General features: G+C 66.2%; 25 protein-coding genes. 19 read left to right on the forward strand and 6 right to left on the reverse strand.

Translation table 11 applies throughout. The features are described 5' to 3' along the window. Positions 1 to 71: 71 nt before the first annotated feature. Both LJ725_RS04225 and LJ725_RS04230 read right to left on the reverse strand, forming a co-directional pair. Positions 72 to 809, reverse strand: a complete 738-nt coding sequence (locus tag LJ725_RS04225; protein ID WP_230549357.1) for a GntR family transcriptional regulator — start codon at positions 807 to 809, stop codon at positions 72 to 74. Continuing rightward, positions 799 to 2,079 carry a Zn-dependent hydrolase gene (locus LJ725_RS04230; RefSeq protein WP_230549358.1) on the reverse strand — a complete coding sequence of 427 codons (1,281 nt, stop codon included), beginning with the start codon at positions 2,077 to 2,079 and terminating at the stop codon, positions 799 to 801. Before LJ725_RS04230 ends, LJ725_RS04225 begins: the two co-directional genes overlap by 11 nt. A 73-nt stretch (positions 2,080 to 2,152) precedes the next feature. Here LJ725_RS04230 and LJ725_RS04235 point away from each other — a divergent pair, with 73 nt between their 5' ends. Genes LJ725_RS04235 through LJ725_RS04275 form a run of 9 tightly spaced genes read left to right on the forward strand, consistent with a single transcriptional unit; the run spans position 2,153 to position 9,605 of the window. After that, positions 2,153 to 3,067: a polysaccharide deacetylase family protein gene (locus LJ725_RS04235; protein WP_230549359.1), complete on the forward strand. Its 915-nt coding sequence runs from the start codon at positions 2,153 to 2,155 to the stop codon at positions 3,065 to 3,067. Positions 3,068 to 3,125: 58 nt separating this feature from the next. After that, positions 3,126 to 4,220: an ABC transporter ATP-binding protein gene (locus LJ725_RS04240; protein ID WP_230549360.1), complete on the forward strand. Its 1,095-nt coding sequence runs from the start codon at positions 3,126 to 3,128 to the stop codon at positions 4,218 to 4,220. Positions 4,221 to 4,250: 30 nt separating this feature from the next. Further along, positions 4,251 to 5,270 (forward strand): extracellular solute-binding protein, encoded by a 1,020-nt coding sequence (locus tag LJ725_RS04245; RefSeq protein ID WP_230549361.1) that lies wholly within the window; start codon positions 4,251 to 4,253, stop codon positions 5,268 to 5,270. Then, a complete protein-coding gene (locus LJ725_RS04250; protein ID WP_230549362.1) occupies positions 5,267 to 6,106 on the forward strand; it encodes an ABC transporter permease in 840 nt (279 codons plus the stop codon). The genes LJ725_RS04245 and LJ725_RS04250 overlap by 4 nt, the downstream gene beginning before the upstream one ends. Then, a complete protein-coding gene (locus LJ725_RS04255) occupies positions 6,093 to 6,920 on the forward strand; it encodes an ABC transporter permease (RefSeq protein ID WP_408015717.1) in 828 nt (275 codons plus the stop codon). The genes LJ725_RS04250 and LJ725_RS04255 overlap by 14 nt, the downstream gene beginning before the upstream one ends. 10 nt (positions 6,921 to 6,930) lie before the next feature. Next, the gene (locus LJ725_RS04260) at positions 6,931 to 7,404 is read left to right on the forward strand and encodes an ureidoglycolate lyase (RefSeq protein WP_230549364.1); all 474 of its coding nucleotides are present in this window, start codon (positions 6,931 to 6,933) and stop codon (positions 7,402 to 7,404) included. Positions 7,405 to 7,417: 13 nt separating this feature from the next. Next, a complete protein-coding gene (locus LJ725_RS04265; RefSeq protein WP_230549365.1) occupies positions 7,418 to 8,341 on the forward strand; it encodes a polysaccharide deacetylase family protein in 924 nt (307 codons plus the stop codon). Between the two features lie 11 nt (positions 8,342 to 8,352). Then, positions 8,353 to 8,685: a hypothetical protein gene (locus LJ725_RS04270; protein WP_230549366.1), complete on the forward strand. Its 333-nt coding sequence runs from the start codon at positions 8,353 to 8,355 to the stop codon at positions 8,683 to 8,685. Continuing rightward, positions 8,682 to 9,605, forward strand: coding sequence for an allantoinase PuuE (locus LJ725_RS04275; protein WP_230549367.1), 924 nt, complete (start codon positions 8,682 to 8,684; stop codon positions 9,603 to 9,605). Before LJ725_RS04270 ends, LJ725_RS04275 begins: the two co-directional genes overlap by 4 nt. 3 nt (positions 9,606 to 9,608) lie before the next feature. Here the strand turns inward: LJ725_RS04275 and LJ725_RS04280 are convergent, their stop codons facing one another. After that, positions 9,609 to 10,928, reverse strand: coding sequence for an MFS transporter (locus tag LJ725_RS04280; RefSeq protein WP_230549368.1), 1,320 nt, complete (start codon positions 10,926 to 10,928; stop codon positions 9,609 to 9,611). Between the two features lie 186 nt (positions 10,929 to 11,114). On the opposite strand from LJ725_RS04280, the gene LJ725_RS04285 reads away from it, so the two are divergent. From LJ725_RS04285 to LJ725_RS04295, 3 genes are all read left to right on the forward strand, one after another. Continuing rightward, positions 11,115 to 12,035 carry a class I fructose-bisphosphate aldolase gene (locus tag LJ725_RS04285; protein WP_230549369.1) on the forward strand — a complete coding sequence of 307 codons (921 nt, stop codon included), beginning with the start codon at positions 11,115 to 11,117 and terminating at the stop codon, positions 12,033 to 12,035. Between the two features lie 130 nt (positions 12,036 to 12,165). Further along, positions 12,166 to 15,048: a DUF4114 domain-containing protein gene (locus LJ725_RS04290; RefSeq protein WP_230549370.1), complete on the forward strand. Its 2,883-nt coding sequence runs from the start codon at positions 12,166 to 12,168 to the stop codon at positions 15,046 to 15,048. Between the two features lie 45 nt (positions 15,049 to 15,093). Beyond that, the gene (locus LJ725_RS04295) at positions 15,094 to 15,597 is read left to right on the forward strand and encodes an ester cyclase (RefSeq protein ID WP_230549371.1); all 504 of its coding nucleotides are present in this window, start codon (positions 15,094 to 15,096) and stop codon (positions 15,595 to 15,597) included. On the opposite strand, the gene LJ725_RS04300 is transcribed toward LJ725_RS04295, so the two are convergent. Further along, positions 15,594 to 16,628: a hypothetical protein gene (locus tag LJ725_RS04300; protein ID WP_230549372.1), complete on the reverse strand. Its 1,035-nt coding sequence runs from the start codon at positions 16,626 to 16,628 to the stop codon at positions 15,594 to 15,596. The genes LJ725_RS04295 and LJ725_RS04300 overlap by 4 nt on opposite strands. Before the next feature lie 127 nt (positions 16,629 to 16,755). On the opposite strand from LJ725_RS04300, the gene thiE reads away from it, so the two are divergent. Further along, positions 16,756 to 17,391: a thiamine phosphate synthase gene (gene thiE, locus LJ725_RS04305; protein ID WP_230549373.1), complete on the forward strand. Its 636-nt coding sequence runs from the start codon at positions 16,756 to 16,758 to the stop codon at positions 17,389 to 17,391. Here the strand turns inward: thiE and epmA are convergent. Further along, entirely contained in the window at positions 17,371 to 18,366 is a 996-nt protein-coding gene (gene epmA / locus LJ725_RS04310) for an EF-P lysine aminoacylase EpmA (protein WP_230549374.1), read from the reverse strand. The genes thiE and epmA overlap by 21 nt on opposite strands. Before the next feature lie 44 nt (positions 18,367 to 18,410). Between epmA and LJ725_RS04315 the strand changes: the two genes are divergently transcribed. The 6 genes from LJ725_RS04315 to LJ725_RS04340 all read left to right on the forward strand — a co-directional run bounded on the left by LJ725_RS04315 (position 18,411) and on the right by LJ725_RS04340 (position 23,846). Next, a complete protein-coding gene (locus LJ725_RS04315; protein ID WP_230549375.1) occupies positions 18,411 to 18,764 on the forward strand; it encodes an MmcQ/YjbR family DNA-binding protein in 354 nt (117 codons plus the stop codon). Positions 18,765 to 18,895: 131 nt separating this feature from the next. Continuing rightward, positions 18,896 to 19,465, forward strand: a complete 570-nt coding sequence (gene efp, locus LJ725_RS04320) for an elongation factor P (protein ID WP_230549376.1) — start codon at positions 18,896 to 18,898, stop codon at positions 19,463 to 19,465. A 73-nt stretch (positions 19,466 to 19,538) separates the two neighbouring features. Continuing rightward, complete coding sequence (locus LJ725_RS04325) at positions 19,539 to 20,387, forward strand: inositol monophosphatase family protein (RefSeq protein WP_230549701.1); 849 nt, start codon at positions 19,539 to 19,541, stop codon at positions 20,385 to 20,387. Between the two features lie 115 nt (positions 20,388 to 20,502). Beyond that, a complete protein-coding gene (locus LJ725_RS04330; protein ID WP_230549377.1) occupies positions 20,503 to 21,450 on the forward strand; it encodes an OmpA family protein in 948 nt (315 codons plus the stop codon). A gap of 39 nt (positions 21,451 to 21,489) precedes the next feature. Then, entirely contained in the window at positions 21,490 to 22,641 is a 1,152-nt protein-coding gene (locus tag LJ725_RS04335) for a flagellar motor protein MotA (RefSeq protein ID WP_230549378.1), read from the forward strand. Between the two features lie 5 nt (positions 22,642 to 22,646). Beyond that, positions 22,647 to 23,846: a peptidoglycan -binding protein gene (locus LJ725_RS04340; RefSeq protein WP_230549379.1), complete on the forward strand. Its 1,200-nt coding sequence runs from the start codon at positions 22,647 to 22,649 to the stop codon at positions 23,844 to 23,846. Between the two features lie 9 nt (positions 23,847 to 23,855). Here the strand turns inward: LJ725_RS04340 and LJ725_RS04345 are convergent, their stop codons facing one another. Continuing rightward, on the reverse strand, positions 23,856 to 24,284 hold the full coding sequence (locus LJ725_RS04345; RefSeq protein WP_230549380.1) for a DUF1489 family protein: 429 nt from the start codon (positions 24,282 to 24,284) through the stop codon (positions 23,856 to 23,858). Positions 24,285 to 24,288: the final 4 nt, after the last annotated feature.

Consider the following 24,288-nt stretch of genomic DNA (forward strand, 5'->3'; position numbering starts at 1 on the left):
CAACGGGAGTCACGCAGTGGATTGCGTTGGCAGTGACTTGATGAGGCGTGCCGCATCACAGTCAATGCAATTCAAGGTCTTCGTGAGCCTGTTGATTGAGCGGGCTGACCGTCTATGCCCCGAAAAGCTACCTGCAGATCCACGGGCTGATTGCGCGCCGGGCGCCCGGCCTGGAGGTCAACCAGACCTGTAAGGTGACCGAGCATGAGCTTCGCCGCGCGGTCGGCCCTGCCGCTCAGGATCGCTTCGGCGATGTCGCCGTGATCGTGGGGCCCGGCACAATTGGTGAACTGCTGTGGCGCGGCGATCGAGAAGTGCATCGTCGAGCGGATGAGCAGGCCACGGAGCAGCCGCGTCAGCTCGTCGTTGCCACACAGTTCGGCGAGCAGAACGTGAAACTCGCCCGACAGCTCGAACAGGCGGCCACGATCGGCGCGGCGAGTTGCCGCCTTCTCCTCGGCAACGTGCGCCTTGAGTCGCCTGGCCGCCACCGCCGAATGGCTCTCGCTCAGCCGACGCACGATCGCCCCCTCCAGCATCGAGCGCACGTCGTAGATCTCGCGCATTTCCTCCACGGTGAGCGAAGGCACAAAAGTGCCGCGATTGGGAATGGCGGTCAGCCAGCCCTCGTGCACCAGCCGGTGCAGAGCCTTGCGCACGCGCTCGCGGCTGACGCCCAGCACGCGCGCCAGCGCCGGCTCCTGCAGCTTCGTTCCGGGCGACAGCCGGCCCATGTGCATCGCCCGCCGGATTGCGCCGTATACCGCCTCGTCGGCGGCAACGTCGCCCTTTCTCGGCTTACGCGGCATCGATCTCCTCCACCGCGGCAACGAGCAGCCTGAGGCCCTGCGCGAAGTCCGTGAGTTCCATCGCCTCGTCGGGATTGTGGCTGCCATGGTCGTTGCGGATGAAGATCATCGCCGTCGGCACGCCCATGATGCCGAACACCGCCGCGTCGTGTCCCGCCCCGCTCGCCATCGGCAGCGCGTCGATGCCGAGCTCGGCCGCCAGCCGCTCGAGACGCACGCGATGCGCGGGGTCGATTGGACCGGGCTTCGCGTTGGTGAAAGCACCGAGATCGATGGTCACGCCGCGCCCTGCGCCGATCTCCTCTGCGATCTGGCGCAGCCGCCGGTCGACCGCGAGCAGCACTTCGTTGTCCTCGCTGCGGATGTCCATCGAGAACCAGACCTCGCCGGGGATCTTCGTCATGGTGTGGACGGCCGTGTCGGTATGGAACTGCCCCACCGTACAGACAAGGTCCTTGCCGGCCGCCTCGTGTTGCAGCCACAGCGCCTCGAGGCGCGACACGAATTCGACTCCCGCCATAACAGCGTCGTTGCGGGAAAGCCGCGGCTCAGCGCCGGCATGGCCGTAGCGCCCGACGATGTGAGGATCGCGGTATCGCAGGTTCCCGCGGATCCCAGTGACTATGCCCACGGGCAGTCCGCGATCCACCAGCATCGGCCCCTGCTCGATATGCAGTTCCAGGAAGCAGGCGATCCGCGCCGGATCGAGCTGCCGCTCGCGGGCACGAATGCGCTCCGGCGCGAAGCCCGCGCCCTTCATGTGCTCGGCCAGCGTCCTGCCGGTATCGGGTCGCCTGCACGCGTCGAGCGCCTCCGGCTCCAGCAGTCCGAAGGCCGCGCGGCTGCCGATATACGGAGCCGGAAACCAGGACAACTCCTCGGCGCGCACGCCCATTACCGTTATGTCGCGCTTCGGCTTGCGGCCGGCACGATGCCAGCGGGCCAGCATGGCCATGCCGGCGACCACGCCCGCCGCACCGTCGTAGTTGCCGCCCTCCGGCACCGTATCGAGATGCGAGCCCGTCATGATCGCGGGCAGCGAGCGGTCCTGCCCTGCGAGGGTCAGATAGAGGTTGCCGGCGGCATCGGTGCGCGTCTTGAGCCCGAGCGACTGGCCGATGGCTTGCATCAGGTCGTGCGCCATCTGCTCGCCCTCGCCGTAGGACGCGCGGGTGACGCCGAGGCGGCTCTTCGAATGCGTGCGCAGATGTTCGAACAACCGGCCCGCCAAGGCGGTTTCGGGATCGAGGTCACGGTCGAGGTCGGTCATGGGCCTGCCGGCGGTTGGTAAAATTATGTGCACATAACGTCAAGAAATGTGCACATTCTGTTGGAGGAAAGACATGCAAGGCCTGAGCCAGACGCGTGACCTGGTGGGCTACGGCGGCACGCCGCCGGCCTGGAAGCTGCCCGGCGGGGCCAAACTCGCGGTCTCCCTGGTGATCAACTTCGAGGAGGGCGCGGAGTTCGCCGTCAGCGACGGCGACCCGCAGGCCGAGAAGATCTCCGAAGTGGTGAGCGTGGTACCGCCCGGCCGTTGGGACCAGGGCAACGAGCAGATCTTCGCCTACGGCATGCGGGCCGGCATCTGGCGCATGCTGGCGGCATTGGAGAAGCACCGCCGGGCTGTCACCTTCTACATGTGTGGTCGCGCGGTCGAGCGCTTGCCCCAGGTTGCCCGACGCATCGTCGAGGCCGGACATGAGGCCGCCTGTCACGGGTGGCTGTGGCGGCCGCACGCCGACTACACGGATCGGGACAGCGAACTGAACGATGTCAGGCGCTGTGTCGAGGTGATGGAAACGGCCACCGGGCAACGCCCGACAGGCTTCTTCTGCCGTGGCAGCGAGAGCCCCCAAACGCGCTCGATCCTGCGCGAACTGGGGTTCGGCTATGCCAGCAACGGCTTCGACGACGACCTGCCCTACTGGGACATGTCCGATCCGCAGCATCCCCTGATGGTCGTGCCGTATGCGCTCGACAGCAACGACATGAAGTTCTTCCATCCCAACGGCTTCGTGCGAGCCGACGAGATGGTGGACTATGTCCGAGATGCCATCGACATGCTGTTGGAGGAAGGCGAGGCCGGACATCCCAAGCTTCTGAACATCGGCTGGCACCTGCGCATCGCCGGCCGCCCCGGCCGCTTCGCCGCCTTCAAGCGCGTGCTCGCCCTGCTCGACTCCTACGGGCATCGCCTGTGGGTCGCCCGCCGCGACGCCATCGCCGCGTCGTGGCGCAGCCAGTTCCCGGCCTGAAGCGCCCCCAACTGGTTGGCATGCCCCTTGCGTTTGCAGTCTGAGGGAGGCGGCAGACTTGCAGGACGCATCGAAAGCCAAGGCGGCACGCACGCTGGACGTGGAGGACCTGACGGTCCGCTACGGGACGTCCACGGCGGTCGATGGCGTGACGCTCGCCATCGAGCCGGGCGAGGTCGTCGCGTTGCTGGGCCCCTCGGGCTGCGGCAAGACCACCCTGCTGCGCGTCATCGCGGGCTTCGTGCGCCAGGCAGCCGGCCGCGTGCGCGTCGACGGCACCGTGATCGACCACCTCCCGCCGAACCAGCGCAACATCGGGATCGTGTTCCAGAATTACGCGCTGTTCCCCCACATGACCGTGGCGGAGAACGTCGCCTACGGCCTGCGCGCGCGCGGGATCGGCGGCCCCGAAGTCGCGGCCCGCGTCAGCCGCTTCCTTGAGATCGTGCAGCTGGGCGGCTTCAAGGAGCGCCTGCCGCGCCAGCTTTCCGGCGGCCAGCAGCAACGCGTCGCGATCGCCCGGGCGCTGGCCGTCGAGCCGCAGATCCTGCTGCTCGACGAGCCCTTCGCCGCCCTCGATCGCAATCTGCGCCTCGACATGCAGATCGAGGTGAAGCGGCTGCAACGCACGCTCGGCCTCACCACCATCCTGGTGACACACGACCAGGACGAGGCGATGAGCGTCGCCGACCGCATCGCCGTGATGAACAAGGGCAAGGTCGAGCAGTTCGACAGCCCCGTCGCGATCTACGACCGGCCGCAGACGCTGTTCGTGAACGGCTTCATCGGCACCACCAACCTTATGCCCGGACGGATCACGTCGCTGCAGGACGGCACCGCGACCGTCTCGCTGGATGCCGGCGCCAGCCTCCTCCTGCCGGCACCGCAGGGCCTGGGCGCCGGCCAGCCGATTCTCCTGTCGGTGCGGCCCGAGCAGCTCGCCCTTTCCTCCGCTGCCGGCCCCGAAGCCTGGAAGGTCGATCCCGGCCTCAGTCTGCCGATCGGCGCCCAACTCGTACACGAGGCGCGCACGGCCGACGGCGCGGCCCTGAAGATCGTCGAACCGCGCCGTCCCACCGGCGCGGAACCCGGTCGCATCTACTGCACGCTGACCGCCGATGCCCGCCCATCCTTGTTTCCGCGTCCCGCCTGACCCATCCAACGAACCAACGGAGTAGCCCTCATGTTCAGTCGCAGACATTTTCTCGCCGGCACGACGGCACTGGGCGGCGCTTCGCTCCTGCCCTCGATCGCCCATGCCAAGGGCAGCGTCGCCGCGGCCATCTACCCGGGCACCTGGGAGGAGGCGTTCCGCGCCATCGTCGCTCCGGCACTGAAGAAGAAGGACAGTGTCGACCTCGAGCTGCAGCCGCTGTTCGCCGTCGACCAGGTCGCCAAGGCCAAGGCCGCGCGCGGCGCGCCGCCGTTCGACGCCTTCGTGCTCGACCCGGGCCCGCGCATCACCGCGATCCAGGATGGTCTGTTCGACAAGATCGACATCAAGAAAATCAGCAATGCTTCCAAGCTGCCGGCCGGCCTCGTGGACGAATGGGGCATCGGCGTCAACGCGCAGGTCGTGGGCATCGCCTACAATCCGAAGAAGGTGCCCGCCCCCAAGGGTTGGAAGGACCTGTTCACGGATCCCTGGGTATCCCGGCTTGGCATCACGGGCTTCCAGACCACTTTCGGCACGGTGTCCCTGATCGAGATCGCCAAGGTGTTCGGCGGCTCGGAGACCAACATCGAGCCGGCGCTCGTCGAGCTCAAGAAGGTGCTGCCGAAGATCGCGGCGGTCGGCCAACCGGCGGCCATGCCCGGTCTGTTCCAGCAGGGTCAATGCGACGTGATCTACACCAACACCCAGACCGTTGCGACGCTCAAGGGCCGCGGCGTCGACATCGAGTTCGTCAAGCCCGAGACCGGTGCCATCACCTTCCTCACCACCCTTCACATCGCCAAGGGCGCCGCCGAAGTCGAGAACGCCTACAAGTACCTCGACATCGTCGCCGGCAAGGAAGTCCAGGAGGCACTCACCAAGCCGCCGTACAACTTCATCCCGGTCAACAAGGACGTGCCGCTTCCCGACTACCTGCCGATGAAGAACCTCGACGAAATGTCCAATTTCGTCCGCCACGACTGGGCGAAGATCAATCCGCTCCGCGCCGGCTGGATCGAGAAGTTCAACAAGGAAATGGCGAAGTGAGGAAGCTAGCGGAGTGGCAGCTCGCGCTGCCGCTCGCGCTGGCCTTTGCATCGATCTTCCTGGCGCCGCTCCTCATGCTGGTCGGCGTCAGCTTCTTCAACGACGACAAGATCAGCCAGCCGGGCTTCGGCCAGTGGGCCAAGTTCCTCGGCGATCCCTTCAGCTACAAGGTGATCGCCGACACGATGCTGCTCGGACTCAAGACCGTCTGCGCCACCATCGTGATCGGCTACCCGCTGGCCCTGATCTATCTCGACGCCTCGCCCCGCCTGCAGAAGGTGCTGATCTTCATCATCGTGATGCCGCTGCTGCTTTCCGTGGTCGTCCGCACATTCGCCTGGATCGTCGTGCTCGGCCGCGAGGGAGTCGTGAACACGATTCTGCTTCAACTCGGCATCATCTCCGAGCCGCTGCGTCTGCTGCAGACCGAACTCGGCCTCGTGATCTCCCTCACCCAGATCGAAATGCCGCTGATGCTGCTGCCGCTGATCAGCGTTATGTCGCGCCTAGATCCGAACCTGCGCGACGCCTCTTCCGCGCTCGGCGCCTCGCGCTGGAGGACCTTGTTCAAGGTGATCGTGCCGCTCAGCATGCCGGGTCTCGTCGCGGGCTGCCTGCTCGTCTTCGCGAGTTCCACCACCGCATTCATCTCGCAGACCGTGATCGGCGGCGTCCGACTGATCTACCTGCCGCTGCTGATCTGGCAGCAGTCTCTGGTGGTCTTCAACTGGCCCTTCGCCGCCGTTGTTTCGCTCACGCTGCTGGTCTCGGTGCTGACCGTGGTGAGCGCACTGTCGTATCTCGGACGCCGCACCGGAGGCTATGTCCATGGGTAGGCGCCGCAGCTTCGCCGACCTCTCTTATGCCCTTGTCATCGGCAGCCTGGCGGCGTTGGCGTTGCTGATCATCGTCGCACCGGTTGTCATCGTGCTGACGACCTCCTTCACCGAGGGACGATCGCTCAAGTTCCCCCCGACCGGCTTCTCCCTGCAATGGTACGAAGCCCTGTTCGATCCATCGAAGTCGAGGCAGATCCATCGCGCCGTCCAGAACTCGCTGGAAGTGGCTGCCTGGTCGACCGGCTTCGGCATCCTGTTCGGCAGCATGGCGTCGCTCGGGATCGCCCGCAATCGCCACAGGCTGGCGCGGATCGCCGACGGTCTGTTCCTGTCGCCACTGGTCCTGCCGGGCCTCACCTTCGGCCTCGCGGCGCTGATGTACTTCACACTGATCGGCTTCCGGCCCTCGCTGAACCTGATCATCGCCGGGCACATGATCGTGACTGTCCCGTTCATCCTTCGCACGACGTCCGCCAGCCTTTCGCAGCTGGATCCCGCCCTGAACGACAGTTCCCAGAGCCTGGGCGCGAGTTGGTTCTACACGCTGCGCCGCGTGACCCTGCCGCTGATCGCGCCCGGCATCTTCGCCGGCGCGTTCCTCGCCTTCATGGCCTCGATCGACAACGTTCCGGTGTCGCTGTTCCTGTCGACGGCGCGCACCGACATGCTGCCCATCCGCATGTGGGGGATGATGGAATCGACGCTCGACCCGCGCATCGCCGCCGTGTCGGGCGTGTTGATCGCCGCGGCCTTCCTGTTGATGCTGGTCATGGAATGGACGGTGGGATTGACCCGCCGCATGCGCGATTGAGGACCCGCCGATGGAACTGATCCCCCAGCCGCTCACCAAGGAAGCCTTCGCCCCGTTCGGCGACGTGATCGACGTTCCCGACGTGGCCGGCCGCACCTACTACGAGGATGCGCTGGGCAACCTGCGTCCGACGGCCCACGCCAGCCTCTCGGTCAGCCTGAAGGCCGAGACGCCGGACCGACCGCTGCGCAGCGATTACCTGGAACGCCACGAATTCTCCTCGCAGACCTTCATGCCGCTCGACGTCAGTCGCTACCTGATCGTGGTGGCGCCGCACGCCGCGACCGGCGGCCCCGATTTCGCGGGCGTGCGGGCCTTCATCGCCACCGGCAAGCAGGGCGTCACATACCGGCCCAACACGTGGCACCACGGCCTCACCGTGCTCGACCGTCCTGGCCGCTTTGCCGTCTTCATGTGGCGCGACGGCGGCAAAGGCGACGAGGAGTTCGTGCCCGTTCCTCCGTTCACCGTCCGCATTCCCTGATCCGGAGCCCCAGATGCCCTACGAGGTTCGCCGCGATTTCATCGGCTACGGCGCCAACCCGCCCGATCCGAAATGGCCCAACGGGGCGCGCATCGCGGTCAACTTCGTCATGAACTACGAGGAAGGCTCCGAGCCTTCCATCCAGGATGGCGAGGGCCATACCGAGATCGGCCTCAGCGACGCCGCCGGCATGGGGCAGTCGATCACTGGCCGCGATCTCGCCGCCGAAGGCCTGTTCGAATATGGCAGCCGGGTCGGCTTCTGGCGGCTGATGCGGCTCTTCCAGGAGCGCGGCCTGCCGATGACGATCTTCGGCTGCGGCCTCGCGATGGAGCGAAATCCCGAGGCCTCGGCCGCCATCGCCGAGTCGGGCTTCGACGTCTGCTCGCATGGCTGGCGCTGGATCAAGCACTACGAACTCGACGAGGCCACGGAGCGCGAACACATCCGCAAGGCAATTGCCGCCATCCAGAAGATGACCGGCGAGCGCCCGCTCGGCTGGTACTGCCGCTATGGGCCGGGCGTGAACACGCGGCGTCTCGTCGTCGAGGAAGGCGGCTTCCTCTACGACAGCGACTATTACGGCGAGGAGCTGCCCTTCTGGGTCACCGTCGACGGCAAGCCGCAGCTCGTCGTGCCCTATTCCGTCACCAACAACGACGGCCAGTTCGGCGCCTCGATCGGTACGTCGGACCAGTGGTTCTCATTCGTGCGCGATGCGTTCGACATGCTCTACAAGGAGGGCGCGACGCAGCCGAAGATGATGTCGATCGGCCTGCACATGCGGCTGATCGGCCATCCCGCGCGCGCCGTCGGCCTGCAGCGCCTGCTCGACCACATCCAGAAACACGAGGGCGTCTGGGTGACCCGTCGCCTCGACATCGCCCGTCACTGGATCAAGACCCATCCCTATCCGGGCAAGGGCCTGAATGAGTAGTATCGCGCGTCATGGCAGGCGAGACCATCCTGGTACGCGATTGGAGGCAGACCAAGGCGGCGCTGCTGGCCGCGCGCGCCGCGGGCACGGCGCCGGTGCTGCTGACGCCTGAGGATGCCGCCTCGTACTACGGCGCGGGCTATCTCGGGGCGCTGCAGCAGCGGGCCCGGGAGGAATTCCCGGATGTTGACTTCACGCTCATCGTCGATTGCGGCGATGCGCCCGGCTATGCGCTGGCCTGCCTGCGCGCCGGGGTGCGTACCCTCTCGATGCGCACCTGGAACGACAAGATTGCCGACATCGCCCGTCAGATGGGCGCCGAACTGGTGAGGAGACCTTCATGAGCTGGCAACCGAAACGCGACCTCGTCGGCTACGGCGCCAATCCGCCCGACCCGAAGTGGCCGGGCGGCGCGCGCATCGCCATCAACTTCGTCGTGAACTACGAGGAAGGCTCGGAGCCTTCGGTCCAGGATGGCGAGGGCTACACCGAGACCGGCCTCACCGAATCGAGCACCTCCTCGATCGGCCTGAAGGGCCGCGATCTCGCCGGCGAGGGCATGTTCGAATATGGCAGCCGCGTCGGCTTCTGGCGCATCCACCGAGCCTTCCAGGAACGCGGCCTGCCGCTCACCGTGTTCGGTTGCGCGCTTGCGCTGGAGCGTAACCTGCCGGCCGCCGAGGCGATCCGGGCCGCCGGCTGGGACGTTTGTTGCCACGGCTGGCGCTGGGTGCGTCACTTCCAGCTCTCCGAAGCCGAAGAACGCGAGCATATTCAGAAGGCCATCAAGTCGCTGGAGCAGACGGTCGGCGAGCGGCCGGCCGGCTGGTATTGCCGCTATGGCCCCAGCGTGAACACGCGCCGCCTGCTGATCGAGGAAGGCGGCTTCACCTACGACAGTGACTATTACGGCGAGGAACTGCCTTTCTGGCAGACGGTCGAGGACAAGCCGCATCTCATCGTCCCCTATTCGCTGACCAACAACGACGGCAAGTACGCCGCCGGCATGGTCCATTCGGACCAATGGTTCGGGCTTGTGAAGGATGCATTCGACGTCCTCTACAAGGAAGGATCGACCCAGCCCAAAATGATGTCGGTCGGCCTGCACCAGCGCCTGATCGGCCATCCCGCCCGTATGGCCGGCCTCTGGCGCTTCCTGGACTACGTGCAGAAGCATCAGGACGTCTGGGTCACCAGGCGCATCGACATCGCGAAACACTGGATCGCGACGCATCCGTATCCAGGCAAGGGCTTGAATGAATAGCCGCTAGACCTTCGCGCGCCCGGCGACCATGCGGACCTTGCCGGGCGACGCGAACCAGATCGAGGCGGCGCCGAGCACGCTGAAGCCCAGCGCCACGATGAAGGCCAGGCGGTACGCGCCTTCGTAATCGTACAGCACGCCGGTGATCCACGGTCCCGCCGCGCCGCCGGCCAGCAGCGACACCATGATGATGCTGAAGATCGAGCCGAAGTGCGGCCCCTCGAAGATCTCCGCCACTACCGATCCCATAAGGCTGGTGAAGGCGTAGCCCAGCCCCCCCTGCGACAGGACCATCAGGTACAGCAACGGCTTCGACGGCAGGGCGCCGAGCGCCAGGAGCGCGCCGTAGCAGATCACGAAGCCTGAGCCGGCGATCGTCCAGACGATCTCGCGTCCGATCCGATCCGATAGCGCACCGAGCAGGATCTGGCCGGGAATGCCCACCATCGCCACCAGGCCCAGCGCCCAGGCGGCCTCCATCGGGCCGAAGCCGATCTCGACCAGATACTTGGTCTGATGCACCTGCACCGCGTACCAGGCATAGCCGGTGCTGAAGAAACCGAGGCAGAGCCACCAGAAGCGATGGGTCCGCGCCGCCCGGCCGACCGTCCATTCCACGGCGACCCACTGCGGATCGACGATGGCCGCAGCCCGGCGGGCGGCCGCCGTGCCCGCTTCCTTCGCGCCGTCGGGTAGCAGGCCGAGATCCTGCGGCCGCTTGGTCACGAACAGGTTGAGCGGCAGCAGCACCAGCAGGGTCATCAGTCCCAGCGCCCAGCAGGCGCCGCGCCATCCGTCCTTCAGGATAATCGACTGCAGCCAGGGCAGGATCAGGATCGCGCCGACACCCACGCCGGAAAAGGCCAGCCCGGTCGCCAGCGCGCGGCGGCGCACGAACCAGTTGGGCAGGTACTGGGACTGAACGGAGAAGCTCATGCAGTTCGCGCCCGCGCCCACCAGAACGCCGAGGGTGGCGTAGAGCTGCCAGGGGGAGTCGATCACGGTCGCACCCAGCAGGCCCGCTGCCGTCAGCACGACACCGATCTCGATCACGAAGCGCGGCCCGCGCCGGTCCATCGTCCGGCCGACCACCGGGCTGATCACCGCCGATACCAGGAAACCGAAGGAAAAGGCGCCGGCCGCCAGGCCGCGATCCCAGCCGAATTCATCGACGATCGGCGGGAACATCAGGGAGAAGGCCGTCCGCGTGGTGACGCTCACCGCGACGGTCAGGAACGCGATCGCGATGATCACCCAGCCGAAGAAGAACGGCAGGCGCGCCGCGAACGAAGCGGGTCGCGGGGGCAAGGCAGGAGACGGCACCGATGCTTCCTTTATCCGTTTCGCCTGTCGCATTGTGGCAAGAAGGAGCAGGCAGCCTGTCCATAGCTCGCTCCCGGGGTCAATGACGCGGCAGGTAGTCGTCCGCTGCGGGGCTTGAACCGGCCCCCCGGCACCGCTATCACCGCCTCCGTTTCCCCTCGAATGAACCGCTTTGGGAGCTGGACCGTGAAAATCACCCGTACCGTCAAGAAGATCCTCGACAACTACGAGAGCGATTGCCCCGGCACCAAGGCCAACCTCGCCCGCATCCTGATGCACGGTCGCCTGGGCGGCACGGGCAAGATGGTGATCCTCCCCGTCGACCAGGGATTCGAGCACGGCCCGGCCCGCTCCTTCGCGCCGAACCCGGACGCCTATGATCCGCACTACCACTACCAGCTGGCCATCGATGCCGGCCTGAATGCCTATGCCGCCCCGCTCGGCCCGCTCGAAGCCGGCGCCGACACGTTCGCGGGCGCCATCCCGACCATCCTCAAGGTCAATTCGGCCAACTCGCTGTCGACCAACAAGGACCAGGCCGTCACCGCCACCGTCTCCGACGCGCTGCGCCTCGGCTGCTCGGCGATCGGGTTCACGATCTATCCGGGCTCGGAAGACCAGTACGAGATGATGGAAGAGATCCGCGAGATGTCGGAGGAGGCCAAGTCGGTCGGCCTCGCCGTCGTCATGTGGTCCTATCCGCGCGGCGGGAAGCTCGACAAGGCCGGCGAGACGGCGCTCGACGTCTGCGCCTACGCCGCCCACATCGCGGCCCTGCTCGGCGCCCACATCATCAAGGTGAAGCCGCCGACGAACGTCCTGTGGCAGCCCGAGGCGAAGGCCGCCTACGAGAAGGCCAACGTCGACACCTCGACCCTGGCCGCGCGCATCAAGCACGTGATGCAGGCGACCTTCAACGGCCGCCGCATCGTCGTCTTCTCGGGCGGCGAGGCGAAGGACCTCGAGGGCCTGTTCACCGAGATCCGCGGCCTGCGCGACGGCGGCGCCAACGGCTCGATCATCGGCCGCAACACCTTCCAGCGCCCGCGCGCCGACGCGCTCGACATGCTCGACAAGATCATCAGCATCTATCAGGGCAAGATGTAGGGCATCGGCTCTGGCAGGAGTTTCAAAGGCGCCGGGTTACCCGGCGCCTTTTTTGCTGCCTGGCTTCCGTTGACCGACTCCGGGCCACCGACTACCGTTCCTTGGGGAGTTTCCGACTGAGCTTTCGAACATGACGATTAGTTACGTTGCCTTGGAAAACTCTTCTTTCCTCGACTTTCAAGGGTATCGCAGCGACGTCGTTCCCCTTTTGGGCGGAATAGTCGTCGACGACTTCAAGGTCAACGTTGCCCTCGTATTCGAGCGCAACGCGCCAACCTCGCAGCTCGAAGCCCTGCTCGGTCAGGACTGGGGAACGCGCCAACAGGAAATCGCCCAGATGACCAGCGCGGGCACGCTCTGGTCGACCTACGGGGCGAACGCAGAGGCCTACCAAAAGGCCGTTGATTTCCTGAAGTCACCCGACGTCAACATCAAGATCCGCGACTTCGAGACGACGAGCACGCAATACATCTCCTCGGTCGAATCACGGACCCTTTGGGTTGAACTCGACAAGTCTGCGTTCAAAACCCTCTTCGGCACGGAGCTGCTGCAAGGTCAAACGGCCACCGGGGAAGCGACGTGGTACTGGGACGGCAATCTGTCGCTGCCGACGGAACTCTCCGGCATCCAGGGCGTGGCGGGGCTATGGTTCGACAGCTACGAGTTCACCACGGCGTTGCCCGACAAGACGGGCGTGCTCCCGGCGCCACTGGGTCAGGGATCACAGAGCGTCGGCAATGCCTCTACGCTGAGACCGGATGACAAGGCGCTCTATCCCTCCGACATAGCGGCCAACTACTACAATTTCCCCCTGACGGGCGATACCAGCCTCAGCGTTCAGACCGGCACCATCGGCCTGCTCGAGTCCGATCTGGGGATCAGGGTAAAGGACAACGACTTCGCCAGCCTGCTCGCCACCTATCGGCAGGGCGCCAGCATCGACACGCCGGGCGACGCGGTGGGTGTCGACCCGGGCGGCGATGCGGACAAGACGAGCGGCGAGCGCTCACTGGATGTCGGAATCGCCACGACGATCAACCCTCAGAGCAAGCTCGTGCTCTACGCCGGTTCGGGCAAGAAGGATGATGCCAAGTCCGAACCCTTCACCACGTATCAGGCCGCCATCTGGGACACCCGCCACGACCCCGAAGTGATCTCCTCATCCGAGCGTTTTGCCACCTCGCAGATGACTCCGGATTCGCCTTTTGCCTTCGCCGTCAACCAACTCCTGATCGATGCCGCCCTTGCCGGCATCACCGTATTCTCATCGGCGGGCGATGGCGGCTCGGGATATCAGACCGCAAACGGCCTGACGAACGTAAGCGGCGCGCGCGCCAGCCAGTACAGCGTCATCGTTGGCGGCACGTCGCTCAGCAGCATGGAAATAGCGACAACCGATGCGACGCTATCCACCATCATGGCCAAGGCCCTGGCGGGCGATCTCGATACGATCTGGCGGCTGGTCACCAACGGCCTCAACGTGTTGCCCGCCAACGCCCTGGACTGCGACCGCCTGATCGAGACCGTGTGGAATACCTATTCGCTCGACGACAACACCTTTGCCGAGAAAGGTTACTTCGGGAACCTTGCCGGCAATGGCGGCGTGGATTCCACGCAGGCCATCCCTTGGTATCAGACTGCCTTCGGGCTGACGCCGACGACAACGGACGGACAGGCCTTGACCGGTCGCGGCGTGCCCGACGTATCGGCCAATGCCGGCGGCAACCTTTTCTACCTCGTGCCCAAGCCGGATATGAAAGAGACGCATGGAGACGCCGGAACAAGCGCGGCAACGCCGCTCTGGGCCTCGCTTGCAATCCAGATAAACGCGATCCTGCTGGATCAGGGAATGCACCTGAAGCTCGGGTACATGACCGACCTGCTCTATATTGCGGCCGCCGTCGCACCGGGATCCTTCAACGATATTCGGGTCGGCAACAACACCTCGTCTTTTTACCTGAAGGGCACCTATCATTCGGACGGTCAGGACATCACACCGACCGGCCACGGCTACGAGGCCGACCAGGGCTACGACCTGGCCTCCGGCCTCGGCTCCCCCAACGGCCTGCTGCTGGCGCGCGCGATCTCCGAAATCACGAACGCTCAGGTCCATTTCGCCACGACACCCGACGTGATCGATGCCAACGGCTCGGGCGGCTGGACCAGCGGCACGACGCAGACGCTGCTGCTACAGACCACCGCAAACGCCGATGCGGCCGTCACCGTCACGACCGGCTCGACGGCAATCGATGCCAGCAGCGCCGCGCACGCGACATACGCCTGGACCAGCCAGCTCGCACAGCAATCATTGCAGACCGACACCGAATTCGATGGCGACCTGCTGGCCTTGTTCGACGGCCAGAGCCAGGGAACCCTCACCCAGGCTGTCGTCACAAACGGTGACAGCCTATCGGTCACCTTCAACGGTAACACCACCGTCGCCACGCGGGCGGCGCTCACCAGTTCATTCGGCTTCGCCGACTTCTATTCGGATGCAAACGATTCGGTGCGCATGGCACAGGCAGTCGCGGTCGCCGAGACCGCCGGCGGCGCCGACGACGTCAACGTCGTGGTCCGCATGCGCCAGGTGGCCGGCGCCGACCTGTCCCTGATGCTCTACAAGGTCGACGACTATAACGGTATGATCGGCGGCGTGGCGCCCGGCGAGGCAGGCTACGCGGCTCTGGCTGCGGCGGCGGCCTACAACGTCCAGGGCGGAGGCTCGGTGATCGCCGGTCCCGGCAATGGCAACTACAGCCAGGTCCAGATCACCGATGTCGATGCCGGCGACCTGATCGCCATGCAACTCACTAACATCACCAACGGCGACACCTTCTGGGCATTCAGTCAGGCCAACGAGATGGTCGGTGGCGAAAACGTCGCCCATCTTTGGAACTACGGCCTCAACACCTGGGGCTGGGAAGACCTGTATGGCGGCGGCGACCGCGACTTCAACGACCTCGTCGTCCAGCTCGACTTCACCAGCACCGCCGGGAGTGGCCTGCTTGTCTGAGGGCCTGAAGCGACTGGACCATGCTGTGTTCACGGGCGTTCTTCCATGACCCATCGTCAAAATGAACACCTCGATTTGCCTCGCGAAGAGGAAATCGATCTCACGCCGTCCCGTCTCAGCGCGCAGAAGAACGTCGTGCGCGTGTTCTACAAGGATCTGTGGGACAAGGCCGATCTCGGTCTCATTCCGACGATTTTCCATCCCGACTTCACGTTTCGCGGATCACTCGGCCCCGTGCTCGTGGGGCACCGGCAGTTCGGCGAGTATGTGAGCTGGCTCACTGAAACGCTGGAAGACTACACGTCCGACATTCTGGAACTGGTGGAAGAAGGCGACCGGGTTTCGGGCAAGCTGCGCTTCCACGGGATCCATCGCCGTACGATGTTCGGAGAGGCGCCGACCGGTCGCCGGGTCTGGTGGTACGGCGCGCCCATCTTCACGTTCGACGGTCCGCTCGTTAGCGATCTGTGGGTGCTCGGCGACGTCCACGGCTTACAGTCGCGTCTCGCCCCGGCAAAAGCGGGAGGCCTCAGCTTCGACCGACGCTAAAGCAGGCCGTTGTCCCGGACGTATTTCGCGATCTCTTTCGCGATCAACTCGTGCGCGGCCCGGTTGGGATGCCCGTCGCCCACGATGTAGAGGTTGGTGCCCTTGTCCCTCTCCCGCTGGAAGGCCTGCGTGAGGTCGAGCAGCTGGATGTCGCCGATCACGCGACCCAGACCTTCCGGCGCGGAGTAGTAATTCGTCGGCAGATAGACGACGAGCAGCTTGGCGCCGATGTCTGCGGCCGACCTCTGCATGTTCCCCAACAGGAACCCCAGCGCCTCTTCCTTCTTCTGGTCGCTCGGCGTGCTGTAGGTGGCCTCGGCATACTCGATCCGGCCGCGGATCACGTCGATGCCGTGCGTCAACCATGTGACGGGGTTGGTATAGTCCCCCGACAGATGCCGCTGGAAGCGACGCACGCCATTGCTCTGCGGCGGGGCGATGTACGGCTTCCCCGCCTCGTTCCAGGCCACGTGCGAGGCATCGAAGCAGAACGGATAGTAGGATGGGAGGCACGGCATCACGTTGCGCTCGAAGTGATGGGCGATGATGCCGTAGACGATCAGCTTGGGCTTGAGGTCGCCGTTTCGACGCATCATCTGCAGCGACTGGGTAGTGCCGTAGGCCGCCATCGCGAAGTTCGAGACGCCGGTTCCGAGTTCGCGCGCGAGGTGCCGGGCATAGGTCTCCTGGTTCGACAGGGCGTAGCCCCAGGAAAAGGAATCGCCGACCACCAGCACGTCAACCTGGGCGGGGCTGCTCTGTCCCGGCCCATCGACCCGCGCACCGCGATCGTCGGTGTAGATGTCGAAAGCGAATGTCTGGCGGTCGCGGACGGCCGGGTAGATGCGCCGGGCGTGGGAGCTGGGATTGGCCCTGGCGCCAATCTCGGGGTCGAATACGAGGAGCCGGTCGCCTTCCGAAATGAGAGGGATTCGCGGAATGGTCAGGTAGGCGGCGATGGCGATACCGACCAGAATGCTGGCCGCGGTCGACACCAGCACCAAAAGAACGGTCTTGCTGGCTTTGTTCATGGTTCCTGGCGAGAAGGCTGATGTCAGTTAGCCCGCGCCAAGGCGGGAAGACAACGTCAGGTTTCTCCTGACTGGGCCTCGACGGCGCGGCGGGTTCCGCATAAACCACACAAAAATCAGGAAGCCCGTGACCGCCCGTCTGTATCTCATCTCGCCCGCCCGCATCGACCATCCGTCGATCTTCGCCGACGAACTGCGCGCCGCCCTCGACGGCGGCGACGTCGCCGCGTTCCAGCTTCGACTGAAGGATGTTCCCGACGACGCGATCGCCCGTGCCGCCGACACGCTGCGCCCCATCTGCCAGCAGCGCGACACGGCGCTGATCATGAACGACCGTCCCGACCTCGCGGTAAAACTCGACTGCGACGGCGTGCATGTCGGCCAGGACGACATGCCCTATGCCGAGGCCCGCCGGATCGTCGGACCCAACCGGCAGGTCGGCGTCACCTGCAAGGCCTCCCGACACCTCGCCATGGAGGCGGCCGAAGCCGGAGCCGACTACGTGGCCTTCGGCGCGTTTTTCCCCTCCACGACCAAGCAGGTCACCAGCCCCGCCAGCCTCGAGATCCTCGAATGGTGGAACGAGTTGATGGAAGTGCCCAGCGTGGCGATCGGCGGCATCACGGTCGAGAACTGCAGGCCGGTCGTCGCGGCCGGCGCCGACTTTCTCGCTGTCGCCAGCGGCGTGTGGAACTACAAGGAAGGGCCGGAGGCCGCAGTCCGGGCGTTCAACGAAATCTTCTCAGCGCACGGGCAGCCATAGCACGTCCTCGATGCGTGATGCGCCGGTGGCCAGCATGGCCAGGCGGTCGAAGCCCATCGCGATGCCGGAGCAGTCCGGCAGCCCGTGATCGAGCGCGGCGAGGAAGTCCTCGTCGACGGGCCAGCGCACGCCGTAGAGCCGGTCCTTGAGGTCCATGTCCGCTTCCAGGCGCTCGCGCTGGATCCTCGCGTCGGTGAGTTCGCCGAAGGCATTGGCCAGCTCGACGCCGCAGACATAGAGCTCGAAGCGTTCGGCGACCCGCGGGTCCCCCGGCTTGGCACGTGCGAGCGCGGCCATCGAAATCGGATACTCGCAAAGGATCGTGGGGCGGCCCATGCCCAGCCGCCGCTCGATCTTCTCGAACATGATCCGGAAGAAGACGTCTTCCCAGCTGTCGCCGGCATGCATGGGCACGCCGGACGCGCCCGAAAGCGCCTCGGCATTGCCGGCGGTCGCGAAGAGATCGACGCCGGCATGGCGCGCGAAGGCCTCCGCGACCGTCAGGCGCTCCGGCTGCGCATGCGGATCGCAGACCTGCCCGTCCCACTGAAGCTCGTCGACGCCGAGGCAGGCCAGCAGCGCCGCGCAATCGTCCATGATGGCCTCGTACCCAACGCCCGTGCGGTACCATTCGAGCATCGTGAACTCGGGATGGTGGAGCGCAGACCCCTCGGCATTGCGGAACACCCGGGCGAACTGGAAGATCCGAGGCAGCCCGCCCGCGAGCAGCTTCTTCATCGCGAATTCGGGCGAACTGTGCAGCCAGCGCTCGCGCGCTTCGCCGTCCGGCAGCTCCCATTCGGTGGCGAAGCCCGTGAGGTGGACTTCCGCGCCGGGCGCGACCTGCAGGATCGGGGTTTCGACTTCGAGAAATCCCTCGGCGGCGAACCATCGCCGCATCGAAGCCAGCAGGCGCGCACGCGCCTCGAGATGCGGCAGGCGCCGTGCAAGCCTGTCGGGACGCCATTCGGTCATGTCGCACCTTCGCATGGCGGCGAGCCGGCGTGTAGGATGTCGTCATGACGCCGAAGCAGGTCGATGCCTATTGCCGCAGTCTGCCGGCCGCCACCCGGACGGTGCAGTGGGAGGGCGTCACCGTCTTCAAGGTCGGCGGCAAGATGTTCTGCCTGATCGGCCCGCCCGGCCATTCCGTCGCGCGCCTCTGCTTCAAGTGCCCGCCGGAACATTTCGAGGCGCTGTCCCATGCGAAGGGGTTCAAGCCAGCTCCCTACCTGGCGCGCGCCACCTGGGTAGCCCTGGAGGATCCCTCGGTCCTGACTCCGGCCGAGACGCGCGCCTACCTGAAACAGGCGCATGCCGTCGTCGCGGCCGGCCTTTCGAAGAAGAAACGGGCCGAACTGGGCCTGAAATAGCCCCATGAGGGCTCCCGCCGCCCGGTTGCGACCCCGGGCCGCCTTTGATAGAAGGCCGCGCCGGCCTCGTACCGCCCCGCGGACGAGGCCGAATCCATTCATCCGAGACAGCGGTAAGGCCGGGTAAAGCCATGAAAGTCCAAGTCAATTCCATCCGAGCCGGCAACGTCATCGAGTACAACGGCAAGCTCTGGGTCGCTTCCAAGGTGCAGCACATCAGCCCCGGCAAGGGCGGCGCGTTCGTCGCCATCGAGGCCAAGGCGCTGCGCGAGGGCAACAAGCTGCAGGAGCGCTTCCGCTCGGGCGAGACCATCGAGCGTGTCCACATCGACGAACGCGAGTGCACCTACCTGTTCAAGGACGAGAACGGCTTCACGTTCATGGACAAGGAGACGTTCGAGCAGCTCGTGGTGGGCGCCGACGTGCTCGACGAGGATCAGTCCCGCTGGCTGCAGGACGGCATGGAAGTGACCGTGTCTCTCTACGAAGGCACGCCGGTCGGCGCCGAGCTCCCGAAGACCGTCGTTCTTGCCGTCACCGAGGCCGATGCCGTGGTGAAGGGCCAGACCGCCTCCTCCTCCTACAAGCCGGCCATAGTCGAGGGGGGCATCCGCGTGATGGTGCCGCCGCATATCGGCGTCGGCACCCGCCTGGTGATCAACACCGAGGAAGGCACCTACATGGAACGTGCCAAGGACTAGGGCCGTACCCGTGGCCCTCCCGACCAACCGTCCTCCCCGCGAAACACCGGTCGCCCGCGTCGGCCGCGCCCCGATGGGCGAAGCGCGCGAGCGTTCGGGCCCGCCCGAGCGCAAGTCGCTGGCGGCGCGCTCGGCCACGATCACCGTGATGATCCGTGCCGCCTTTGCCGCGGCCAAGAGCCTGAAGCGCGATTTCGGCGAGGTCGAGCACCTGCAGATCTCCGAGAAAGGGCCCGGCGACTTCGTCAGCCATGCCGACATCAAGGCCGAGCGCACGTTGCGCACCGAGCTGTCGCGAGTTCGTCCCGACTACGGTTTCCTCGGCGAGGAAGGCGGCGAGACGAAAGGCGATGGCCGCAACCGCTGGATCGTCGACCCGCTCGACGGCACGACCAACTTCCTGCACGGCGTTCCGCATTTCGCCATCTCGATCGCGCTGGAGCGCGAGAAGGAGATCATCGCGGGTGTCATCTACCAGCCGATCTCCGACGAGCTGTTCTGGGCCGAGAAGGGCAATGGCGCCTATATCGACACGCCGAACGCCCGTTCGCGCCGCCTGCGCGTCTCGGGGCGCAAGGATCCGGCGAGAGCGCTGGTCGGCACCGGCATCCCGCATATCGGCAAGGGCAACCATGCCGCCTATCACGCCAAGCTGGCGGCCGTGACGGAGCGCACCGCCGGCGTCCGCCGCTGGGGTGCCGCGGCGCTCGACCTCGCCTTCGTGGCGGCCGGCCGCTACGACGCCTTCTTCGAATTCGGCCTCGCGCCCTGGGACGTCGCGGCCGGCGTTCTGATGGTGCGCGAAGCCGGCGGTCTCGTGGGTGATGTCGCGGGCCAACCTTACGAGCTGGGCGGTCCGTCCCTTCTCGCCAGCAATTTCGGGCTGCGCGACGCGATGGTCGATATCCTGTCGAAGGCCTGAGGGTTCTCCGGAGCATTCGCGCCCGGCCACCACTGCAATTGGTCCGCAGGCGGTTGAGCGGGCACAGTCCATTCGGTATGGTCGATTGCCAAATCCCTTGGAAAGGCAATCGGTTATGCCCCCCTCTTCGGTCGCTGCACGCAGCTTGGCGCTCGCCGTCCTCGGCGTCGGCGCTGCGGCGTTCGCGGCCCGCGGGCAGAACGTCACCGCGTTCAATCCCTACTCCGGCCTCGGCCTGCCGGGCGGGCCGCCATCCCAGAGCGCCTCGCCGGCCGCGGCGCCGGCCGTGACGGCTCCGATGGCGCCTTCGGGTCAACTGGCAGGGCCGGCCTTCAATCCCTGGACACTCCCGGCGCCGCCTCCGCTGGCTCCCCAGCCCTCGCCGTCATCGGCGTCCGCGTCGGTGCGCTCACCGGCGACCGGGACCAACCTGCCACCGCCGCCCGGCCGGATCGCGAGCCGCGTCGTCGCCGTGCCGGAGCTGACCACGAACCGGGCTCGGCCGCGCGTCGCACAGAAAGCCAGCGCCGCTCCGCGCACGCGGACCGTCGCGGCTGCGGCGCCCAAGTCTGCGCCACCGACGGCTGGACCGCCCGTCCAGGCGACGCCGCCCGCGTCCAAGCCGATCCCAACGGCGACCACGCCGGTGGCGACGGCAGCCCCGGCGGCACCTAAGGTCGCCCCACCAGCCGGCGCCGATTCCACAGCACCGGCGGCGCCTGAACCGAAGATGGCGGCCCTGGCCCCGCAGCCCCCGGCCCCGGCGCGGGTTCCCCTCACCGTCTCCCTGGTCTTCCCGGCGCGCTCTGCCGAACTCTCGGACACCGCGCGCGCGGAGTTGGACCGTCTGATCAAGAGCATCTCCGACCGCGCCCTGCGCCAGGTCGAACTGAAATCGTTTGCTGCCAACGGCGAGGCCGACAGCCGCAAGGTCTCGCTGGCCCGCGCCCTTAACGTCCGCACCTATCTCATCGACAAGGGCGTGAAATCGAAGATCGAGATCGGCACCTTTTCCAGCAGCGACGGCAACGAGCGGGTCGAAATCGTGGTGCCCAACACATGATCGCCCGCAGGCACGGCCTTAACGGCAGCGGGAGTTCGCATGAGTAATCCGCTTCCGTATCTCGTTCGCATGCTGCTGTTCCTCGCGGTCGTCGCCTGCATCGCTTACCTGCTCCACCATGACCTGCTGCGCGTGTTCATGAACACGCCGATCCTGAACAGCGTCATCGTCGGCGTGCTCGTGATCGGCATCTTCTTCGTGATGCGCCAGGTGCTCTCCCTGTGGCCCGAGGTTCGCTGGCTTCGGCGCTTCCAGCACCGCGAGCCGGGCGCGCCACCGCTCGATGCCGGCTCGATCGACCTGATGGCACCGATGGCCGCGATGATGGGCGAGCGACAGGACAATTTCCGCCTGTCTCCGACGGCGACGCGCGCCATGCTCGACGGCATCGCCAGTCGCCTCGACGAGCGCCGCGAACTCAGCCGCTACATGATCGGCCTGCTGATCTTCCTCGGCCTGCTCGGCACCTTCTGGGGGCTGCTGGAGACGATCGGCGCCGTCGCCGACGCCATCGTCGGCATGCAGGTGACCGGAGGCGACGCCGTCCAGATCTTCGCCAAGCTGAAGCAGGGAATCGAAGGCCCGCTCAAGGGCATGTCGACCGCCTTCGGCGCGTCGCTGTTCGGCCTGTCCGGATCGCTCGTCCTCGGCTTCCTCGAACTTCAGGCCAGCCAGGCACAGGGCCGCTTCCACACCGAGCTGGAGGAATGGCTGGCCGGCGCGACACGACTCTCCAGTGGCACGCTGCAGGCTGAGGGCGAACAAGGCGTCTCGGCCTATGTCGAGGCACTGCTGGAGCGCACCGCCGATGGGCTGGACGATCTCACCCGCACGCTTCGCCGCAGTGAGGAAGGCCGTGAACAGGCCGCGGCCGCCAATGCCGCGCTGGTTGAGCGTCTGTCTTCTCTGACCGAGAGCATGCGCTCCCAGCAGGCACTGCTGGCGCGGCTCGCGGAGCAATCCATCGAGCTGCGCGGCACGGTCGCGCGGCTGACCGAGCGCAAGCCGGAAGCACACGACCAGGAAGTATTGCTGGCCCATCAGCGCAATCTCGAGGCCGGGATCGCCCGCCTGATCGACGAGAGCGTTCGCAGCCGCACGGCGCTGGCGGACGAACTGCGCGGTGAATTCCGCCTTCTCGCCCGGACCATCGCTTCGACGCGCGGCGCGACGCCGCCGGGCGACGACTAGCCGCCATGGCGGCCGCATCCCGCCGCCGCGGAGGGGGCTCGGCCGACTATACCTGGCCGGGTTACGTCGACGCGCTCACCACACTGCTGATGGTCCTGATCTTCCTGCTGTCGCTCTTCAGCGTCGCGCAGTTCACGCTGACCGACACGCTGAACACGCGGGACAGCGCGATCGAGGCCCTCAACAAGCAGCTCGGCAGTCTCGCCAACGTCCTCTCCATCGAGAAGGCCGCCAGCGAGGGGTTGAAGCAGGACCTCGAGAAGCTGACCCTGCAGCTTCGCCAGAACCAGGCGGAGCGCGACCGGCTGAGCGCCGATCTCGCCACCCAGCGCGGCGCAGCCGATGCGCTCAAGATCGAGCGCGACGCCCTGACGGAGCGCCTCACCTCGATGCTTGCGGAGCGCGACCGGCTCGCCTCCTCGCTCGAAAGCACCAACAAGGAGGCGGCCGCAAGGGCGGATGACCTCCAGAAGGAGATCGAACGGCAGCGCCTGGAGCTCACCCGCCTGGCCGCCTCGCTCGCGGCAGCCAACCAGGACAAGGGCAAGCTGTTCGGCGACCTCACGGAGGAGCAGAAGCTCAGCGCCGAGCAGAAGGCGGCCGTCGTGCGACTTACCGCTGAACTGGCGGCCCTCAAGGACGAGCTGGCCCGGCTCGGGACCGCCCTGGATGCCGCCGACGCCAAGGCGAAGGACCAGCAGGCCCAGATCGTCGATCTCGGCCAGAAGCTCAATCGTGCGCTCGCCAGCAAGGTCGAGGAGCTGGCGCGTTATCGCTCGGAGTTCTTTGGCAAGCTGCGGGAGGCTCTGCGCGGCCAGCGCGACGTCCAGATCGTCGGCGACCGCTTCGTCTTCCAGTCGGAAGTCCTGTTTCCGTCGGGCTCGGCAAAGCTGCAGGAGAGCGGCGAAAAGCAGCTCGCCAGCGTTGCCAAGCGGCTGGTGGAGATTTCCGCGACCATTCCCAAGGACATCAACTGGGTCCTGCAGGTCGACGGCCACACCGACAACAAGCCGATCAGCAACGCCACCTATCCGTCGAACTGGGAACTGTCGGCCGCCCGCGCCATCGCCGTGGTGAAGTTCCTGCACAGCGAAGGGATTCCCAACAACCGCCTGGTGGCGGCTGGCTACGGCGAATACCAGCCGCTCTCGTCCACCGATACAACCCGCAACCGGCGCATCGAGCTGAAGCTCACCAACCGATAGCCGAACCGGCTACAGCAGCCCCAGCCGCTTCAGTTCCGCAGCCATTTCCGGCGGCATGTCCGCCGTGTCGCCGCTCGCCAGGTCCGGCGGCGCCCGCTCGGGCTCGAGGTAACGCCAGCCCTGGAAGGCCTTGCAGGCACGCGGCGCCGTCTGGATCAACGTGCGCTTCAACTTTATCCGGCAAAATTTCTTGCCGCTCTCCTCGTCGAATTCGTCCTCGAAGCCCACCAGTTCCTGCCGGACGCGGATGACGCCGCGGATCACCCAGTACAAGGAGCCACCCACCAGATCTTCTCCGCGGCGCGGCGAGTTGCGGGTGTAGACCCAATGCGGCGAGCGCGGCGGCTGCCCGCGCTCCTTCCGCCGTGCCGCCTGGACCTTCTTCATATGCGCAAGGTCGTCGACGCCGACCGCGAGCTTGATGAGATGCAACGCCATCGCT

It is taken from the genome of Reyranella aquatilis (genome assembly GCF_020880995.1).
In the GTDB taxonomy this organism is placed as follows: Bacteria; Pseudomonadota; Alphaproteobacteria; order Reyranellales; family Reyranellaceae; genus Reyranella; species Reyranella aquatilis.

Coding starts and splice junctions, on each gene's coding strand:
- LJ725_RS04225 (WP_230549357.1), bottom strand. CDS start 809: ATGCCGCGTAAGCCGAGAAAGGGCGACGTTGCCGCCGACGAGGCGGTA.
- LJ725_RS04230 (WP_230549358.1), bottom strand. CDS start 2,079: ATGACCGACCTCGACCGTGACCTCGATCCCGAAACCGCCTTGGCGGGC.
- LJ725_RS04235 (WP_230549359.1), top strand. CDS start 2,153: ATGCAAGGCCTGAGCCAGACGCGTGACCTGGTGGGCTACGGCGGCACG.
- LJ725_RS04245 (WP_230549361.1), top strand. CDS start 4,251: ATGTTCAGTCGCAGACATTTTCTCGCCGGCACGACGGCACTGGGCGGC.
- LJ725_RS04255 (WP_408015717.1), top strand. CDS start 6,093: ATGTCCATGGGTAGGCGCCGCAGCTTCGCCGACCTCTCTTATGCCCTT.
- LJ725_RS04260 (WP_230549364.1), top strand. CDS start 6,931: ATGGAACTGATCCCCCAGCCGCTCACCAAGGAAGCCTTCGCCCCGTTC.
- LJ725_RS04265 (WP_230549365.1), top strand. CDS start 7,418: ATGCCCTACGAGGTTCGCCGCGATTTCATCGGCTACGGCGCCAACCCG.
- LJ725_RS04270 (WP_230549366.1), top strand. CDS start 8,353: ATGGCAGGCGAGACCATCCTGGTACGCGATTGGAGGCAGACCAAGGCG.
- LJ725_RS04275 (WP_230549367.1), top strand. CDS start 8,682: ATGAGCTGGCAACCGAAACGCGACCTCGTCGGCTACGGCGCCAATCCG.
- LJ725_RS04290 (WP_230549370.1), top strand. CDS start 12,166: ATGACGATTAGTTACGTTGCCTTGGAAAACTCTTCTTTCCTCGACTTT.
- LJ725_RS04295 (WP_230549371.1), top strand. CDS start 15,094: ATGACCCATCGTCAAAATGAACACCTCGATTTGCCTCGCGAAGAGGAA.
- LJ725_RS04300 (WP_230549372.1), bottom strand. CDS start 16,628: ATGAACAAAGCCAGCAAGACCGTTCTTTTGGTGCTGGTGTCGACCGCG.
- epmA (WP_230549374.1), bottom strand. CDS start 18,366: ATGACCGAATGGCGTCCCGACAGGCTTGCACGGCGCCTGCCGCATCTC.
- LJ725_RS04315 (WP_230549375.1), top strand. CDS start 18,411: ATGACGCCGAAGCAGGTCGATGCCTATTGCCGCAGTCTGCCGGCCGCC.
- efp (WP_230549376.1), top strand. CDS start 18,896: ATGAAAGTCCAAGTCAATTCCATCCGAGCCGGCAACGTCATCGAGTAC.
- LJ725_RS04325 (WP_230549701.1), top strand. CDS start 19,539: ATGGGCGAAGCGCGCGAGCGTTCGGGCCCGCCCGAGCGCAAGTCGCTG.
- LJ725_RS04330 (WP_230549377.1), top strand. CDS start 20,503: ATGCCCCCCTCTTCGGTCGCTGCACGCAGCTTGGCGCTCGCCGTCCTC.
- LJ725_RS04335 (WP_230549378.1), top strand. CDS start 21,490: ATGAGTAATCCGCTTCCGTATCTCGTTCGCATGCTGCTGTTCCTCGCG.
- LJ725_RS04340 (WP_230549379.1), top strand. CDS start 22,647: ATGGCGGCCGCATCCCGCCGCCGCGGAGGGGGCTCGGCCGACTATACC.
- LJ725_RS04345 (WP_230549380.1), bottom strand. CDS start 24,284: ATGGCGTTGCATCTCATCAAGCTCGCGGTCGGCGTCGACGACCTTGCG.